The organism is Pseudomonas sp. DWP2-2 (genome assembly GCF_049897065.1).
In the GTDB taxonomy this organism is placed as follows: domain Bacteria; phylum Pseudomonadota; class Gammaproteobacteria; order Pseudomonadales; family Pseudomonadaceae; genus Aquipseudomonas; species Aquipseudomonas paracarnis.
Genome location: NZ_JAFCVN010000006.1, coordinates 149,065 through 164,716 on the forward strand (window position 1 = coordinate 149,065; position 15,652 = coordinate 164,716).

Below are 15,652 nucleotides of genomic sequence, written 5' to 3' on the forward strand. Positions count from 1 at the left end.
GGAATGCGACCCGTGACGCTCTGCGTCACTGGCGCTAACGGACGAGACGCAGAGCGTCTCAAGAGGCATTCCCACGCAGAGCGTGGGAATGATCATGCCTGGCGCACCATAAAAAAAGGGCCTCGCATGGCAAGGCCCTTTTCGGGGTCAATCGTTTCAACTTTGCGGCCTCATCGCTTGAGACATGCCGAACATGAATAACAACAGTTCATGGTCGGGCTTGGCCGCCACACTCGTCTTGGCAATGCGTGGCAGCAGGCATTGCCCGCCACCGTCTACCGCACTCAACACTTGTGTACGAGGTTGTTCCCATACCGCCAGGGCCAGGGCTGCAACACCCAATGCCCCGACCAGAAACAAACCTCGTGCTATTTCTAGCTTCATCTGGTTAAACCCTTGATAGCGCTGCCAAACGCCGTCTCGTAAAAGTAGCTGAGTTTTTTCCAGTCGGTATCATTCCACGACGAATGGCGACGCAATTGCAGCATGTCGTGGGACGCGGCCCGATAAGCGGTCAGGCGCTGGCGGCATTTCTCAAAGTCCAGCAGGGCCACTTCCACAGTCGCCGCATCAGGCTCACCGGTCACCCGCACGAAAATGTGCTTGATATACAGGCAACCGTGTTGCCAGCGGCCTTTGTGCATACGGGCCAAGGTGCCGGCCAACTCTTGCAGCAGGCGCTCGTGGACCGCCTCGCCATACTGTTCGCGGCCACCGGCGGCGTACCAGTTTTCAATCTCGTCGAAACCGTCCAGGGACGCGGTGACCAACAGGGCTTTCCATTGGTGCTCCGGGTCGCGACGTGCTTCGCAAAACACCAGTTCCGGCACACGCACATCCAGCAAACGCAGGCCTTTGAGGGCATCGCGTTCACGCAGCACGGTCGGACGCCCAAAGGGGTGCAGCCAGCTACGGTAAATGTGGCCGGTCTGGCGCTTGCAATAGAGCAAACGGCCATTAGGGCTTATGACCCGTTGCACGCCACTTTCACCACCACGTCGGCGGTTGGGTTCTTCAACCCACTCACCCTGTTGACGCCAGAAAAAATCAAATCGTTCTTCGGGAGCTACATGACTGCCTACTACGCACTCAACTGCCATCCTGTTACCTCTTGCGCAATACATACACTCGCCACATGGCGTAGAGCGGTATGAAGTCCAGGGATTCCTGAACACGGAAACCGGCCTGCTCGAATTCTGCCTCGACAGTAGCAGCCGGTAACACAAACCGGTTTTGGTAACCTTCTTGCTCACCTTTTTTGCGACGACGCACTTCGCTGCGCTTGCGCTTCCAGGCCTTGAAATTGCCGTCTACCCACAGCGAAATAATCACGCTGTCGCGGGTAACACGTTGAAACTCGCGAAGTATTGTCAGCCTGTGCTCTGGCTCACCGATGTGGTGCATCAAGCGCATGCAAAAAATACTGTCGACGGAGTTATCTGGCAAATCGATATCAAAGGCAGAGGTCTGCAAAGGGCGTACCCGTTTCACCACCTCTGCCGGTTGGGCAGCTGTGGCGATCTTCAACATCGACGCCGAATTGTCAGCTCCGATAATCACACGGTTGGGTTTTTCGGCCAGCAACGGCCAGAAACGTCCAGCACCACACGGCAGGTCCAACACCAGCCCCGGCTCGCCGGCCATGGCCAGCGCACCGCGCGCCAACTGCTCGTCGCGCTTGTGGGACAACCGGCGAGCCAGATTGTCCTGATGCTTGAGCAAATATTTCTGGGCGTGTTGATCGTCGTACTTATCAGAAAATTCCAGCTTGATCGGGGAAGGCATCTTACGTCTCCAGTAACTGATGCCTACGACCTTAAGCAGCGAACTGTGATCAACAGGTCAACTCGTTGTGAAAATCTTGTCCTGTCCAATTGCATACATTTCAAGACTTTACAGAAACATTCAGTAGCACCGGGCCATCTTCGCCGAAAAGCACGCAGTCTGCATCAGCAAAACGACAGACTGAAGGGTCAGGTTTTGACTGGGTTGAGTTCCACATGAAAACGGCAGCCATTAGGCTCCATGGTGCTCAGGCTCACGCTCCAACCCTGGCTTTCGCAGATCCGCTGCACCAGTGACAGGCCGAGGCCAAGGCCCTCGCCACGCTTCTCGCTACCGCGCACGAACGGCTCGAACATCGCTTCGCGCTTCTCTTCGGGGATCCCCACACCGGAGTCCTCCACCGTGAAACCACTGGGCTCCAGGGTCAGGCGGATAAACCCTTGCTCGGTGTAATGCAGTGCGTTGCGCAGCAGGTTGCCCATCACCGCATGCAAGAAGGTGGTGTTGTAGCAGGTGTCCAGGGGGTTGCCTGGCAGGTAGATCAACGTCAGGCCTTTTTTCTCGATGGGCTCGCGCCAGATACCGAGCAGGTCTTCGGCCACCTGGGTGAGGTTGCCTTGGGGTGAACTGGCGGCGTCGTCGTGTTTGGCGCGGGCCAGCATCAGGAAGGTTTGCACCAGCTCGCGCATTTCTTCACAGGCACGGGCTATGCGCTCTACCTGGTTGCGACCACGTTGATCGATGGCCGGGTTTTCGCGCAACAGTTCGCAGGAGCTGGCCAGGACCATCAAGGGCGTGCGCAGCTCATGGCTCACATCGCTGGTAAACAATTGCTCACGTGACAGCGCCTGGCGTAAACGCCCCAGGGTGGCGTCGAACGCCACCGCCAGTTCGCCCACTTCATCGGCGGCGTAATCCGGCGCCAGGGGCGGTGCCAGGCCCAACAGTTGGTCACGATGACGGACCTGGCGGGCCAGGCGTACCACCGGCGCCATCACCTTGCGGGCCAGCACCCAGCCGAGGAACGCCGCCAGCGCCAGGCTGAGTACGAACCCCACCAGCACTACCGCAAACAGCACGCGCTCACGCTCTTCGAAATCGCTCTGGTCTTGCAGCAATACATAACGCCGGCCGTCGACCACTTCGACCATGGCGTGGTACGACAGCGCCTCGCGAAACACCTCATGGAACCCCGGGTCCAGATGGCGCAGATCCTTGGGCAGTTCAAAATCGCCACGCCCGCCGCTGAAATAGAACAGCTGGTCCGGTTCTGGCCGGTGGCTCCAGTCTTCAACGCTGTCCATCAGCAACAGGCGCTGCAGGTCACCCCCCAGGCCAGCCGAGATCAACTTCTCCTCCACCAGGTGCACCGTCGCGATGATGCCGATGGCGAAGGCCCCCGCCACCAACGCACTCATCAAGGCGAAGGCGATGATGATGCGCTGGGCAAGGCTTTGCTTAAACTCCATCACGACCCTCGGCCAGGCGATAACCCACACCGTGCACCGTTTGCAGTAGCGGTTTGGCGAAGGGCTTGTCGATCACTTGACGCAATTGATGAACGTGGCTGCGCAGGCTGTCGCTGTCCGGGCAGTCGTCGCCCCACAGGGCTTCTTCGAGAATTTCCCGGCGCAGAACGTGCGGGCTTTTTTGCATCAGCACGGCGAGCAGTTTCAGGCCCACGGGGTTGAGCTTGAGCAAGCGCCCTTCGCGGGTGACTTCCAGCGTATCGAGGTCGTAGTTCAGGTCACCCACTTGCAGGGCACGACGCCCGCCACCCTGGGCACGGCGCAACACCGCTTCGATACGCGCAGCCAGTTCCGACAAGGCGAAGGGTTTGAGCAGGTAGTCATCGGCGCCAGACTTGAAGCCCTGCAGCCGGTCGTCCAGTTGATCGCGAGCGGTAAGCATGATCACCGGCGTGTCGCGGCGCGCGTCTTCGCGCAGGCGTTTGCACAGGGTGTAGCCATCGATGCCGGGCAACATGATGTCGAGCACGATCAGGTCGTAATGCTCGGTGGCTGCCAGGTGCAGGCCCGACAAACCGTCCTGCGCACAGTCCACTGTGTAGCCTTTGAGCCCCAGGTAATCGGCCAGGTTGGCGAGGATATCGCGGTTGTCTTCAACCAATAGAATTCGCATGGGCAGTGTCTCCGTACGCGGTAACGGCCGTGTTGGCTCGCGCAGCTTAAGGCCAAGCGGGGCTCAGGGATAGAGCGCAGAGCCCCGCCGATAAAGCTTTTCAACTGTTTTTAGAGCCAAACAAGTTTTTCACTATAGCTTCACAAACTGACTACAGCCTCAGGAAGAAGATCGCCCCCCATTGATCTAAGGAACATAGACATGGGTTTTTTCAAAACCGCGCCAATGCGTTATTTGCTGTTGATCACCGGGGCCTGGTTAGTGGTTTTCCTGCTCACCCGCAGTGTGCTGCTCATCACTCACCTGGATGAAGTCGGCGGCAACCTGCTGCCGGTGTTTGGCGTAGGTGTGCTCTACGACCTGGCCTTCCTCGCCTATGCAGCCTTGCCGCTTGGCCTGTATTTGCTGCTATGCCCACCCGCCCTGTGGCGCCGCCGTGGCCATCGCTGGTTCCTGCAAGCGGTGCTGACCGTCAGCCTGTTCGCCATGCTGTTCACCTCGGTAGCCGAATGGTTGTTCTGGGATGAGTTTGGCGTGCGCTTCAATTTTATCGCCGTCGATTACCTGGTGTACTCCGATGAGGTACTGAACAACCTGCTGGAGTCTTATCCGATCGGCAAGCTGCTGAGCCTGCTGGCAATGCTGGCGTTGATTCTGAGCGTGGCTCTGCGCAAACCCTTCAATGCCGCGATGGCAGCGCCATTGCCTGCACTGCGTGGCCGTGTGATCAACGCCCTGGGCCTGCTGGTGCTCGCCGGCCTCAGCCTGCAACTGGTCAGCCAGGACAGCCCGCGCACCCAAGGCGGCAACGCGTACAACAACGAATTGGCCAGCAATGGCCCCTATCAGTTCTTCGCCGCGTTCCGTAACAACGAACTGGACTACACCCAGTTTTACAAAAGCCTGCCGACCGACGTCGTCGCCAAGCAGTTGCGCGCCGAACTGAGTGAACCCAACGCCCGCTTTATCGACCAGGACCCGCTGGATATTCGCCGAGCCATCACCAACCCCGGCACACTGCGCAAGCCCAACATCGTACTGGTGACCATCGAGAGCTTCAGCGCCAAGTACATGGGCAGTAATGGCGATGCGCGCAACCTCACGCCCAATCTGGATGCGTTGCGCCAACAGAGCCTGTACTTCAATAACTTCTACGCCACCGGTACGCGCACCGACCGCGGCCTGGAAGCCATTACCCTGGCAATCCCGCCGACGCCGGGCCGTTCGATCGTCAAGCGCATCGGCCGCGAAAGCGGGTTCGCCAGCCTGGGGCAACAGCTCTCGGCCATTGGCTATGACAGCGTGTTTGTCTATGGCGGGCGCGGTTACTTCGACAATATGAACGCGTTCTTCAGCGGCAACGGCTATCGGGTGGTGGACCAGAGCAGCGTGCCAGAGTCGGAGATCTCGTTCAAAAACGCCTGGGGCATGGCCGACGAAGACCTGTTCAAACAAACCTTGAAACTGGCCGACGCCGACTACGCCAAGCAACAGCCGTTCTTGCTGCAACTGATGACCACCTCCAACCACCGTCCTTATACCTACCCGGACGGGCGCATCGACATCAAATCCGGCAAGGGCCGCGACGGCGCGGTGAAATACACCGACTACGCCATCGGCCAGTTCCTTGAGGCAGCGCGCCAGAAGCCGTGGTTCGATAACACGATCTTCGTGTTCGTCGCCGACCACACCGCCGGCAGCGCGGGCAAGGAAGACTTGCCTATCACCAACTACCAGATCCCGCTGTTTATCTACGCGCCCAAGCTGATCGACGCACGGGAATCCGCCCAACTGTCCAGCCAGATCGACCTGGCGCCAACCTTGTTGGGCCTGCTCAACCTGAGCTACGAATCGACATTCTTTGGCCGCAACCTGCTGCAAGACAACCCATTACCTCCACGGGTGGTGGTGGGCAATTACCAGCACCTGGGTCTGTTTGATGGCAAGGACCTGGCAATCCTCAGCCCGCGCCAAGGCTTGCGTCGCCACGACCAGGCCCTGGGCGAGAGCCAGGAGCTGCGCGTCGGTAGCGATGACCCCTTGATTCAACGGGCGATCACCTACTACCAGGCCGCCAGTTACGACTACAAACAGCAACTGCTGAGCTGGAAAGCGCCCAAGGAAGAGGCACCAGTCTTAAGCAAACGCTAATCAAAAAGCCCCGCGCAGGTGAGCGCGGGGCTTTTTTACCAAGGTTCGAGATGAAATCCCCCTCCTCTTTACCGGTTTCCAAACCGCTTGATTTTTGGCTGTGCCTGGGCCTGCCTGCCAGCGCTGCAGTGGCCTTGCTGTTGCTGGAGCTGACGTCACTGGACATGGACCTGGCCAGGCTTTTCTACAGTGCAGAGGCTGGCGGCTTCATTGGCCGCTATAGCTTCTTCCTTGAAGACATCCTGCATGACCGTGCCAAGCAACTGGTGATCCTGTTTTCGGTGCTGGCGATTCTGGGCCTGGTCGGCAGCTTCATGCTGCAGCGACTCAAGCCGTACCGCCGTGAACTGGTGTGCCTGGTGCTGTCGCTGGGAATGGCGACGGCGTTCGTGTCGCCATTGAAAACCATCACCGCCGTGCAATGCCCCTGGAGCCTCAAGGAGTTCGGCGGCCAGGAAACCTACAGTGAACTGCTCAGCCCGCGCCCACCTACCGATAAACCCGGCCGTTGCTGGCCCGGCGGACATGCCGCCACCGGGTTCGCCTTGTTCGCCTGGTTCTTTGCCTTGCGGGATCGACGGCCGCGGCTGGCCCGATATGCGTTCATCTTTGCCGTCAGCCTGGGCAGCGTGTTTTCAGTCAGCCGTATGCTGCAAGGGGCGCATTTCTTTTCCCACAATGTGTGGACAGCGATCTTTTGCTGGCTGATCTGCCTCGGGCTGTATTGCTTGTTGCTGTACCGGCCTAATCGCATTCTCCTGTAGGAGCGAGCTTGCTCGCGAAAAACGCACAGGCGCCGCGTTTACTCAGCAAGCACGCTTTACCGTTGACGTTTTTCGCGAGCAAGCTCGCTCCTACAGAGGAAGGCAAGCCGTGCATAAAAAAGCCCCGCCTGCATCACTGCAGGCGGGGCTTTTTAAAGCGCCGGGTAGGCTGGCTTACATCATGCCGCCCATGCCACCCATGCCGCCCATGTCTGGCATACCGCCGCCAGCCGAGCCTTCTTTCTTCGGTGCTTCAGCGATCGCAGCTTCGGTGGTCAGGATCAGACCGCCGATGGAGGATGCTGCTTGCAGCGCGGAACGAGTCACCTTGGTTGGATCCAGGATGCCCATTTCGATCATGTCGCCGTACACGCCAGTCGCAGCGTTGTAACCGTAGTTACCTTTGCCGTTCTTGACTTCGTTGACCACAACGCTTGGCTCATCGCCAGAGTTGGCAGCGATCTGGCGCAGCGGTGCTTCAACGGCACGGCGCAGTACAGCGATACCAACGTTCTGGTCAGCGTTGTCGCCGGTCAGGTCAGTCAGGGCTTCCAGAGCACGGATCAGCGCAACGCCACCGCCAGGTACCACGCCTTCTTCAACGGCTGCACGGGTTGCGTGCAGGGCGTCTTCAACGCGGGCCTTCTTCTCTTTCATTTCAACTTCGGAGCCAGCGCCAACCTTGATCACTGCAACACCGCCAGACAGCTTGGCCAGGCGCTCTTGCAGTTTTTCACGGTCGTAGTCCGAGGAAGTCTCGGCAACCTGGGCACGGATCTGAGCGATACGGGACTCGATGTCGCCTTCAACGCCAGCACCGTCAACGATGATGGTGTTTTCCTTGGAGAGGGTCACGCGCTTGGCACTACCCAGGTTTTCCAGGGTGGCGCTTTCCAGGCTCAGGCCGATCTCTTCGGAGATAACGGTACCGCCGGTCAGAACGGCGATGTCCTGCAGCATGGCCTTGCGACGGTCGCCGAAGCCTGGAGCCTTGACGGCTGCAACCTTGACGATGCCACGCATGTTGTTCACAACCAGAGTCGCCAGGGCTTCGCCTTCAACGTCTTCAGCCACGATCAGCAGTGGGCGGCCGGCTTTGGCAACGGCTTCCAGCACTGGCAGCATTTCGCGGATGTTGGAGATCTTTTTGTCGACCAGCAGGATCAGCGGGCTGTCCAGTTCGGCAACCATGGTGTCCGGCTTGTTGACGAAGTACGGGGACAGGTAGCCACGGTCGAACTGCATGCCTTCTACAACCGACAGTTCGTTTTCCAGGCCCGAGCCTTCTTCAACGGTGATCACGCCTTCTTTACCGACTTTTTCCATGGCTTCGGCAATGATGTCGCCGATGGAGCTGTCGGAGTTGGCAGAGATGGTGCCTACCTGAGCGATGGCCTTGGTGTCGGCGCATGGCTTGGACAGGTTCTTCAGCTCTTTGACGATGGCGATGGTCGCCTTGTCGATGCCGCGCTTGAGGTCCATCGGGTTCATGCCGGCAGCAACGGCCTTCAGGCCTTCGTTGACGATCGACTGAGCCAGTACGGTTGCGGTGGTAGTACCGTCACCTGCGTCATCGTTGGCACGGGAGGCAACGTCTTTGACCAGCTGCGCGCCCATGTTTTCGAAACGGTCTTCCAGTTCGATCTCTTTGGCTACGGAAACGCCGTCCTTGGTGATGGTCGGAGCGCCGAAGCTCTTCTCGATGATCACGTTACGGCCTTTCGGGCCCAGGGTCGCTTTTACTGCGTCAGCCAGCACGTTGACGCCAGTGAGCATTTTCTTGCGGGCGGAGTCGCCGAATTTAACTTCTTTAGCAGCCATGATCGATATTCCTTAAATACTTTGTAGTAACGGGAAAATGAGCGGGGAAATCAGCCTTCCAGTACAGCGAGAATTTCGTTCTCAGCCATTACCAGCAGGTCTTCGCCGTCGACTTTCACAGTGTTGCTGCCGGAGTAAGGGCCGAAAACAACCTTGTCACCCACTTTCACGGCCAGCGCACGTACTTCACCGTTTTCCAGGGTCTTGCCTGGGCCAGCAGCGACGATCACACCGTGGTTGGCTTTTTCAGCAGCCGAACCTGGCAGAACGATCCCGCCAGCGGTTTTCTTTTCTTCTTCGCTGCGACGGATGACGACGCGGTCGTGCAGAGGACGAAGCTTGCTCATTGTCGATCTCTCCTAATTGTGTTTTTCATCGGCCGGTTCAATCCGGCGGGTTAAATTCCGGCGGTGCCGGTCGCGGCTCGCTGGGCGAGACGCGGAAGTCTGTCTAGTGTCACCACCAGAAACCTTGCGGTGACCGTTACATAAGGGCGCCCAGGCTTATTACAAGGGGCCGAGGATGAAATTTTTTGTGTCGGCTCAAGGGTAAATGCAACACGGCACCCGAAGGTGCCGTGCCAGTGAAGCGGTTACTTAGGGTCGCGGTGTTCGAACTCGCCTTCGATCACATCACCTTCACGCCCCAGGGGTTGGCGTGGAGCCGGGCCACCACGGGGTTGCAGGTCGTCGGCGAACGCACGCTGGCGCATCGCCGCCTCTTCAGCACGCTGGCGCATTTTGCCGGCCAGCAGCTTGCGGGTGAATGGCAGCAACAGCACCAGGCCAAGCACGTCGCTGATAAAGCCCGGCAGGATCAGCAAGCCACCGGCCAGGGCCATCATCAGGCCCTCAAGCATGGTCTGGGCCGGCAGTTCGCCGCGGCTCAGGCTTTCACGGGCACGCAACGCGGTCGCCAGGCCGGCGACACGCAGCACCAGGACGCCGAGCATGGAGCCTACGATGATCAGCAACAGCGCCGGGAAAAACCCGATCGCACCGCTGACTTTAACGAATACGAACAGCTCCAGCACCGGGAACAGCAGAAAGAGCAATAAAAAAGGGCGCATCAAATGGTTCCTCAACGCAAGAATGCCTTGCCAGTCCACCTTAGATGACGTCGCCGTTGTGTAAATTCAAGCGTCAACCGTGGTTTTTTTCGGCCACACCTCGGCGTGAGCCAATGAAACCAGGGCTTCGCGTACTTGTGTCGGTGTGTTGCAAGGCGTCTCGAAAGGCAACCAGTGCAAGGATTGGCCGATACGCAAGTGCATGCCTTCGCTGTCGATGCCGGCCAGCTGTGCCGGCTCGCTGGTCGGCAAACCGCCGAGGTCGACGTAATGGGCGATGGCCTTGGTGTGATCGCTGTTCATGTGCTCGATCATGCTGCGCTCGGCCTTGCCCGCAAACGGGTTGGCCAAGGTTAACTGGTCGACCCAATGGATCGCGCCAAACCCACCGATGTAACGGTGACGGACGGGGTTGAGCACCCAGAAATCGAAATCGTGGGCCTTGTGGTAGTTGGCCGAATCAGGGAAGTAGCGGTAGTAGCGCTCGGCCGCAGCTTCGATGACGGCCGGGTCTTCCAGCTTCTCGGCTTCGGCCAGGTAGGTCAGGCGCCCCACGGCTTGCACATCATCGGCCTCGCGCTCACCCACCAACAGCGAACACTTGGGATCTCTTTGCAGGTTGTGGGTGTGCTGGGCAATGCGGCTGATCAGGATCAGCGGGCGGCCCTGCTCGTCCAGGCAGTAGGGCACCACCGAGCCAAAGGGAAAGCCGGGCATGGCTTTGGACTGTGTGGCGAGCGCCCCACGGTATTCCTTGAGCAACAGCTCTCGGGCGTTCTTGGCAACCTGCGTGCTCAATAGATGACTCCTCGGGTGTTCCGCCGCCCATGGCATATGGGAATGGATCTCAACACAAGGTAATCAATATCTGCGCAGGTTGCCAGAGTGGCCGACGCCGGTTTACCAGGCCACGCCGAAGCCTGCGGTGTAACGGGTCTTGCTCAAGCTGCTATCGGAGTCGCCGCTGATGACGTCACGCTCGGCCTTGAGATTGAGGGACGCCCATTCGGTGACTTTGTAGCGCAGGCCCATCTCGGCATCCAGGGAGTAATCGGCCGGACCGTCCAGAGGCTTGCCCAATTCGCCGTTGGTGAAGAACTCCACGGTCTTGCCCACCAAGTAGCGGTTGTAGTTCCACTTCATGGCCAGAGAGTAGAAGTTGTCCTTGCCGCCGTCGGCATATTCGTAATCGGTACGGTTGACCAGCGATCCGAGGGAGAACGCGCCCAACTCATCGTCCCAGAACTGGTAGCCCGGGCCGGTACCCACGGTGCGCTGGCGCGCCAGGTCTTCGACCTTGTCGCGCTTATAAGTCAGGCGCCCCTGCCAGAACCAGTGCTCGGTGATAAAACGGTCCAGGTCGTATTCCAGGGCCCAGTTGTCGGTGGTGGTGACGTCGTCCTGGAACTCCCGGTTATATTCGCCCTTGCCCGTATGACGCCACTGGCCGTGACGGGCCGAGGTCTTGAAGTCGATGTCGTAGTCGTTGGTGTCTTTGTCCGCGCGTTTGTAGTCCAGCGCTAGGTCGACATTACCCTTCCAAACCAGGTCTTCGATCACGGGCTTGGGCTTCATGATCTGTTGGATACTTGCCAGTTCCACCGTCTTGGGCGCCTCGCCATTGGCCAGCACCACCTTGCCGTCATCCGATGCCTGCAAGGACTTGGCCTTTTCACCGCTGTAGGCGTCCTGCTTGACCAGCAGCTCCTGGTCACTTTCCAGGGTTTTGACCTGCTTCCAGTCCACCGGAATGGAGCCTGCGTAGTCGGTTTGGATCAGCAACTTGCCACCGTCGAAGACTTTGATCTTGCCGGTGAGCCGGTCACCGTTTTTCAACCAGACGGTATCGGCGAGCAAGGGCGTGGAAGCACTGAAAACAGCAAGGCACAACAGGGTTCTGGACAACATAAGCAAGTACGGGACTCGGGGTTGGCGAAAATAAGGGGCGTTATAGTGTTACATGGCTAGAACTGACTCAAGGATTTATATTGAGTTCAATACTCATCGTCATGTTTACAGACGTTTCTGACAAAACAACGACGATCTCAACGGATATCCCCACAGTGATCCTACCCGCCGATACGCCACAAAGCCCCGCCGAGATGCGCCGCACCGCACTCTACCTGACGTTGTCGCAGGTGCCCGAAGGCTGCGTGGTGAGTTACGGCGAGCTGGCCCACCTGGCCGGTTTGGGGCGGGCTGCCCGCTGGGTCGGGCGCACCCTGAGCCAGTTGCCGCAAGACACGCGGTTGCCCTGGCATCGGGTGCTGGCTGCCGGTGGTCGGATAAGTTTGCCGGTGGGCAGTGCCTCGGGTGACGAACAACGTGCGCGTTTACGTAGCGAAGGCGTCACCATCCTGAACAATCGTGTTGATATTCAGCGTCATGGCTGGCGCCCGGTAGAGCACAGCGGTTAGAGTGCGCGCTTTGTTTCCGCAAATCTGAGGCAGACTCCAGCCCATGCCCCGTAAAACCTGGCGCGCCGCGCTCGCCGCCTATGCCAGCCCTTCGACGTTAGTGCTGTTGTTGCTCGGTTTCGCCGCCGGCATGCCTTACATGTTGGTGTTCTCGACGCTTTCGGTGTGGCTGCGTGAAGCCGGTGTGGCTCGCGAGACCATTGGCTATGCGAGCCTGATCGGCCTGGCCTACGCCTTCAAATGGGTCTGGTCGCCGCTGCTCGACCAATGGCGCCTGCCGTTGCTTGGCAAACTGGGGCGTCGTCGCTCCTGGCTGGTGCTGGCCCAATCGCTGGTGATCCTCGGATTGATCGGCATGGGCTTTTGTGACCCGCAAAAACACCTGTCCTGGTTGATCGCCATTGCGGTGGTCGTCGCCTTCGCGTCGGCCACGCAAGACATTGCCGTGGATGCCTACCGCCTGGAAATCGCCGACGACAGCCGTCAGGCCGCCCTGGCGGCAAGCTACATGTCCGGTTATCGCATCGCTGCCCTGCTGGCCACGGCCGGTGCGCTGTTCTTTGCCGAAGGCTTTGGCTCCACTGGCTTCAACTATAAACACTCGGCCTGGACCGGCACCTATGTGTTGTTCGGCGTGTTGATGGTGCCGGCGCTGCTCACCACCTTCCTCATGCGTGAACCTGATGTGCCACTGCGCACCCAGTTGCAGGCCGGACGCTACAGTTTCATGCACCAGTTGGTGTCGGTGTTTGTACTGATCGTGCTGTTGGTCTCGGTGCCGGCGATGTTCACCCAGTTGTACAACACCGACTTCGCCAGCGTGCTGTTCCAGGGCGTGAGTTTGTGGGAACTGCTGATGGAAGACCGCGCGTTCCTGCGCGCCATCCTCTATATCATCCTCACTACCCTGTGCCTTTCAGCCATGGGCCGCCGGGGCCTGGCCCCCGTGCTCACGCCGGTCAACGACTTTATCCTGCGTTACCGTTGGCAGGCGCTGCTGCTGCTCGGGCTGATTGCCACCTATCGCATGTCCGACACGGTGATGGGCGTCATGGCCAACGTGTTCTATATCGACCAGGGATTCACCAAGGACCAGATCGCCGGGGTGAGCAAGATCTTCGGCCTGATCATGACCCTGCTCGGCGCCGGCATGGGCGGCCTGTTGATCGTGCGGTTCGGGATACTGCCGATCCTGTTCATCGGCGGCGTGGCCTCGGCCGGTACCAACCTGCTGTTCGTGATGCTCGCCGACATGGGCCCCGACCTGCAGATGTTGATCGTCACCATCTCCCTGGACAACTTCAGTTCGGGCATGGCCACTTCGGCGTTCGTGGCGTACCTGTCGAGCCTCACCAACCTCAAGTTCTCCGCCACCCAATATGCGCTGCTCAGTTCGATCATGCTGTTGCTGCCGCGTTTGATCGGCGGCTATTCAGGGGTGATGGTGGAGAAGTTCGGTTATCACAACTTCTTTATGATCACCTGCCTGCTGGGTGTGCCGACGCTGCTCCTGATTGCGCTGCACTGGTTCCAGGAGAACCGCCGCGCCCGACTGAATCCCCCGCCGGAAGACTGATACGACTCGGTCAATGTGGGAGCTGGCTTGCCTGCGATAGCGATGGTGAACCCAACGCCGCTATCGCAGGCAAGCCAGCTCCCACACAAGCGACGGTTACGACAGATACACCCAGCTACCTCACGCCTGTACTCCGGCGACAAGCGCCCGTACAATCCCAAGTCATTTCAAGTCCAAGCAACCGACAACGGCCTACCATGCGTACCAGTCAATATTTGCTCGCCACACAGAAAGAAACGCCTTCCGACGCGGTTGTGATCAGCCATCAGCTGATGCTGCGCGCCGGTATGATCCGCAAACTGGCCTCGGGCCTGTACACCTGGTTGCCCATGGGCTTGAAGGTGATGCGCAAGGTCGAAGCCATCGTTCGTGAAGAAATGAACGCGGCCGGCTCTCTGGAAGTGTTGATGCCGAGCACCCAACCGGCTGAGTTGTGGCAGGAATCCGGGCGCTGGGAAGAGTACGGCCCTGAGTTGCTGCGCTTTAAAGACCGTCATGGCCGCGATTTCTGCGCCGGCCCGACCCACGAAGAAGTCATCACCGACCTGATGCGCAACGAGCTGAGCAGCTATAAGCAGTTGCCGCTCAACCTGTATCAGATCCAGACCAAGTTTCGTGACGAGATCCGCCCACGCTTCGGCCTGATGCGTGGCCGCGAGTTCATCATGAAGGACGCCTATTCGTTCCACGCCGACCAGGCTTCCCTGCAAGCGACCTACGACCGCATGCACCAGGCCTACTGCAACGTGTTCACGCGCCTGGGCCTGAAGTTCCGCCCGGTTGAAGCGGACAACGGCTCCATCGGCGGTGCCGGCTCCCACGAATTCCACGTGCTGGCCGAGTCCGGCGAAGACGATATCGTGTTCAGCAACGGTTCCGACTACGCGGCGAACATCGAGAAGGCCGAAGCCATACCACGTGAAACCTCGCGCCCTGCTCCCACCGAGGAACTGCGCCTGGTCGACACGCCAGACACCAAGACCATCGCGGCCCTGGTGGAGAAATTCAATCTGCCGATTGAAAAGACTATCAAGACCCTGATCGTGCGCGCCGAAGAAGAAGGCAAGCTGATCGCCCTGGTGATCCGTGGCGACCACGAGCTCAACGAAATCAAGGCTGCCCAGCAACCTGGCGTGGCCAGCCCGCTGGTCATGGCCACCGATGCCGAACTGCGCGACGCCATTGGCGCTGGTGCCGGCTCCCTGGGCCCGCTGAACCTGCCGCTGCCGATCATCATCGACCGTTCGGTCGAGCTGATGAGCGACTTCGGTATCGGCGCGAACATCGACGACAAGCACTACTTCGGCGTGAACTGGGAGCGTGACCTGCCGGTTCCGACCGTGGCCGACCTGCGCAACGTCGTGGCCGGCGACCCGAGCCCGGATGGCAAGGGCACCCTGGAGATCAAGCGCGGCATCGAAGTCGGGCACATCTTCCAGCTGGGCAACAAGTACAGCAAGGCGATGAAGTGCGAAGTACTGGGTGAGAACGGCAAGCCGATCACCCTGGACATGGGCTGCTACGGCATTGGCGTATCCCGCGTGGTTGCCGCTGCCATCGAGCAGAACAACGACGAGAAAGGCATCATCTGGAGTGACGCGCTGGCGCCGTTCCAGGTAGCCCTGGTGCCATTGCGCTATGAAACCGAGCAAGTACGCGAAGCCACCGACAAACTGTATGCGGAACTCACCGCTGCCGGTTTTGAAGTGCTGCTCGATGATCGGGACAAGAAAACCAGCCCGGGCATCAAGTTCGCCGACATGGAACTGATTGGCATCCCGCACCGGATCGTGGTCAGTGACCGCGGCCTGGCGGATGGCAATCTGGAATACAAGAGCCGGACCGAAGCCGAAGCCCAACCGTTGCCGGTGGCGGACGTGCTGTCTTTCCTCCAGGCGCGTATTCGTCGCTGAAAACCAGATCAAGA

At 59.4% G+C, this 15,652-nt stretch carries 15 protein-coding genes; 5 read left to right on the forward strand and 10 right to left on the reverse strand.

Annotated elements, in window-relative coordinates; genetic code table 11:
• Nucleotides 1–156: 156 nt before the first annotated feature.
• From ACP7CZ_RS15635 to colR, 5 genes are all read right to left on the reverse strand, one after another.
• Nucleotides 157–384, reverse strand: coding sequence for a hypothetical protein (locus tag ACP7CZ_RS15635; RefSeq protein ID WP_003193932.1), 228 nt, complete (start codon nucleotides 382–384; stop codon nucleotides 157–159).
• Nucleotides 381–1,100, reverse strand: coding sequence for a lipopolysaccharide kinase InaA family protein (locus ACP7CZ_RS15640; RefSeq protein ID WP_019817333.1), 720 nt, complete (start codon nucleotides 1,098–1,100; stop codon nucleotides 381–383). The genes ACP7CZ_RS15635 and ACP7CZ_RS15640 overlap by 4 nt, the downstream gene beginning before the upstream one ends.
• A gap of 4 nt (nucleotides 1,101–1,104) precedes the next feature.
• On the reverse strand, nucleotides 1,105–1,785 hold the full coding sequence (locus ACP7CZ_RS15645) for a class I SAM-dependent methyltransferase (protein ID WP_003193934.1): 681 nt from the start codon (nucleotides 1,783–1,785) through the stop codon (nucleotides 1,105–1,107).
• A gap of 188 nt (nucleotides 1,786–1,973) precedes the next feature.
• Nucleotides 1,974–3,254: a sensor histidine kinase gene (locus ACP7CZ_RS15650; RefSeq protein WP_034128621.1), complete on the reverse strand. Its 1,281-nt coding sequence runs from the start codon at nucleotides 3,252–3,254 to the stop codon at nucleotides 1,974–1,976.
• The gene (gene colR, locus ACP7CZ_RS15655; protein WP_003208587.1) at nucleotides 3,244–3,927 is read right to left on the reverse strand and encodes a two-component system response regulator ColR; all 684 of its coding nucleotides are present in this window, start codon (nucleotides 3,925–3,927) and stop codon (nucleotides 3,244–3,246) included. Before colR ends, ACP7CZ_RS15650 begins: the two co-directional genes overlap by 11 nt.
• A gap of 201 nt (nucleotides 3,928–4,128) precedes the next feature.
• On the opposite strand from colR, the gene ACP7CZ_RS15660 reads away from it, so the two are divergent.
• A complete protein-coding gene (locus tag ACP7CZ_RS15660) occupies nucleotides 4,129–6,078 on the forward strand; it encodes an LTA synthase family protein (RefSeq protein WP_252949951.1) in 1,950 nt (649 codons plus the stop codon).
• 50 nt (nucleotides 6,079–6,128) lie between these two features.
• On the forward strand, nucleotides 6,129–6,842 hold the full coding sequence (locus tag ACP7CZ_RS15665; protein WP_054897668.1) for a phosphatase PAP2 family protein: 714 nt from the start codon (nucleotides 6,129–6,131) through the stop codon (nucleotides 6,840–6,842).
• 174 nt (nucleotides 6,843–7,016) lie between these two features.
• Here the strand turns inward: ACP7CZ_RS15665 and groL are convergent, their stop codons facing one another.
• From groL to ACP7CZ_RS15690, 5 genes are all read right to left on the reverse strand, one after another.
• The gene (gene groL / locus ACP7CZ_RS15670) at nucleotides 7,017–8,663 is read right to left on the reverse strand and encodes a chaperonin GroEL (RefSeq protein WP_034128624.1); all 1,647 of its coding nucleotides are present in this window, start codon (nucleotides 8,661–8,663) and stop codon (nucleotides 7,017–7,019) included.
• Between the two features lie 50 nt (nucleotides 8,664–8,713).
• Nucleotides 8,714–9,010, reverse strand: a complete 297-nt coding sequence (locus ACP7CZ_RS15675; RefSeq protein ID WP_017846112.1) for a co-chaperone GroES — start codon at nucleotides 9,008–9,010, stop codon at nucleotides 8,714–8,716.
• Nucleotides 9,011–9,255: 245 nt separating this feature from the next.
• The gene (locus ACP7CZ_RS15680) at nucleotides 9,256–9,732 is read right to left on the reverse strand and encodes an FxsA family protein (RefSeq protein ID WP_294169468.1); all 477 of its coding nucleotides are present in this window, start codon (nucleotides 9,730–9,732) and stop codon (nucleotides 9,256–9,258) included.
• Nucleotides 9,733–9,798: 66 nt separating this feature from the next.
• Nucleotides 9,799–10,530 carry a HugZ family protein gene (locus tag ACP7CZ_RS15685; protein WP_057975083.1) on the reverse strand — a complete coding sequence of 244 codons (732 nt, stop codon included), beginning with the start codon at nucleotides 10,528–10,530 and terminating at the stop codon, nucleotides 9,799–9,801.
• A 102-nt stretch (nucleotides 10,531–10,632) separates the two neighbouring features.
• Complete coding sequence (locus ACP7CZ_RS15690; protein ID WP_034128627.1) at nucleotides 10,633–11,640, reverse strand: DUF481 domain-containing protein; 1,008 nt, start codon at nucleotides 11,638–11,640, stop codon at nucleotides 10,633–10,635.
• Between the two features lie 194 nt (nucleotides 11,641–11,834).
• Here ACP7CZ_RS15690 and ACP7CZ_RS15695 point away from each other — a divergent pair, with 194 nt between their 5' ends.
• The 3 genes from ACP7CZ_RS15695 to ACP7CZ_RS15705 all read left to right on the forward strand — a co-directional run bounded on the left by ACP7CZ_RS15695 (nucleotide 11,835) and on the right by ACP7CZ_RS15705 (nucleotide 15,638).
• A complete protein-coding gene (locus tag ACP7CZ_RS15695) occupies nucleotides 11,835–12,149 on the forward strand; it encodes an MGMT family protein (RefSeq protein ID WP_054897670.1) in 315 nt (104 codons plus the stop codon).
• 43 nt (nucleotides 12,150–12,192) lie between these two features.
• Nucleotides 12,193–13,725, forward strand: a complete 1,533-nt coding sequence (locus ACP7CZ_RS15700) for an AmpG family muropeptide MFS transporter (RefSeq protein ID WP_034128628.1) — start codon at nucleotides 12,193–12,195, stop codon at nucleotides 13,723–13,725.
• A 197-nt stretch (nucleotides 13,726–13,922) separates the two neighbouring features.
• Nucleotides 13,923–15,638, forward strand: a complete 1,716-nt coding sequence (locus ACP7CZ_RS15705; RefSeq protein ID WP_034128629.1) for a proline--tRNA ligase — start codon at nucleotides 13,923–13,925, stop codon at nucleotides 15,636–15,638.
• Nucleotides 15,639–15,652 lie beyond the last annotated feature (14 nt).

Bases quoted from the DNA above. Each gene is read 5' to 3' on its own strand.
- ACP7CZ_RS15635 (WP_003193932.1), bottom strand. From the start codon at position 384: ATGAAGCTAGAAATAGCACGAGGTTTGTTTCTGGTCGGGGCATTGGGT.
- ACP7CZ_RS15640 (WP_019817333.1), bottom strand. From the start codon at position 1,100: ATGGCAGTTGAGTGCGTAGTAGGCAGTCATGTAGCTCCCGAAGAACGA.
- ACP7CZ_RS15645 (WP_003193934.1), bottom strand. From the start codon at position 1,785: ATGCCTTCCCCGATCAAGCTGGAATTTTCTGATAAGTACGACGATCAA.
- ACP7CZ_RS15650 (WP_034128621.1), bottom strand. From the start codon at position 3,254: ATGGAGTTTAAGCAAAGCCTTGCCCAGCGCATCATCATCGCCTTCGCC.
- colR (WP_003208587.1), bottom strand. From the start codon at position 3,927: ATGCGAATTCTATTGGTTGAAGACAACCGCGATATCCTCGCCAACCTG.
- ACP7CZ_RS15660 (WP_252949951.1), top strand. From the start codon at position 4,129: ATGGGTTTTTTCAAAACCGCGCCAATGCGTTATTTGCTGTTGATCACC.
- ACP7CZ_RS15665 (WP_054897668.1), top strand. From the start codon at position 6,129: ATGAAATCCCCCTCCTCTTTACCGGTTTCCAAACCGCTTGATTTTTGG.
- groL (WP_034128624.1), bottom strand. From the start codon at position 8,663: ATGGCTGCTAAAGAAGTTAAATTCGGCGACTCCGCCCGCAAGAAAATG.
- ACP7CZ_RS15675 (WP_017846112.1), bottom strand. From the start codon at position 9,010: ATGAGCAAGCTTCGTCCTCTGCACGACCGCGTCGTCATCCGTCGCAGC.
- ACP7CZ_RS15680 (WP_294169468.1), bottom strand. From the start codon at position 9,732: ATGCGCCCTTTTTTATTGCTCTTTCTGCTGTTCCCGGTGCTGGAGCTG.
- ACP7CZ_RS15690 (WP_034128627.1), bottom strand. From the start codon at position 11,640: ATGTTGTCCAGAACCCTGTTGTGCCTTGCTGTTTTCAGTGCTTCCACG.
- ACP7CZ_RS15695 (WP_054897670.1), top strand. From the start codon at position 11,835: ATGCGCCGCACCGCACTCTACCTGACGTTGTCGCAGGTGCCCGAAGGC.
- ACP7CZ_RS15700 (WP_034128628.1), top strand. From the start codon at position 12,193: ATGCCCCGTAAAACCTGGCGCGCCGCGCTCGCCGCCTATGCCAGCCCT.
- ACP7CZ_RS15705 (WP_034128629.1), top strand. From the start codon at position 13,923: ATGCGTACCAGTCAATATTTGCTCGCCACACAGAAAGAAACGCCTTCC.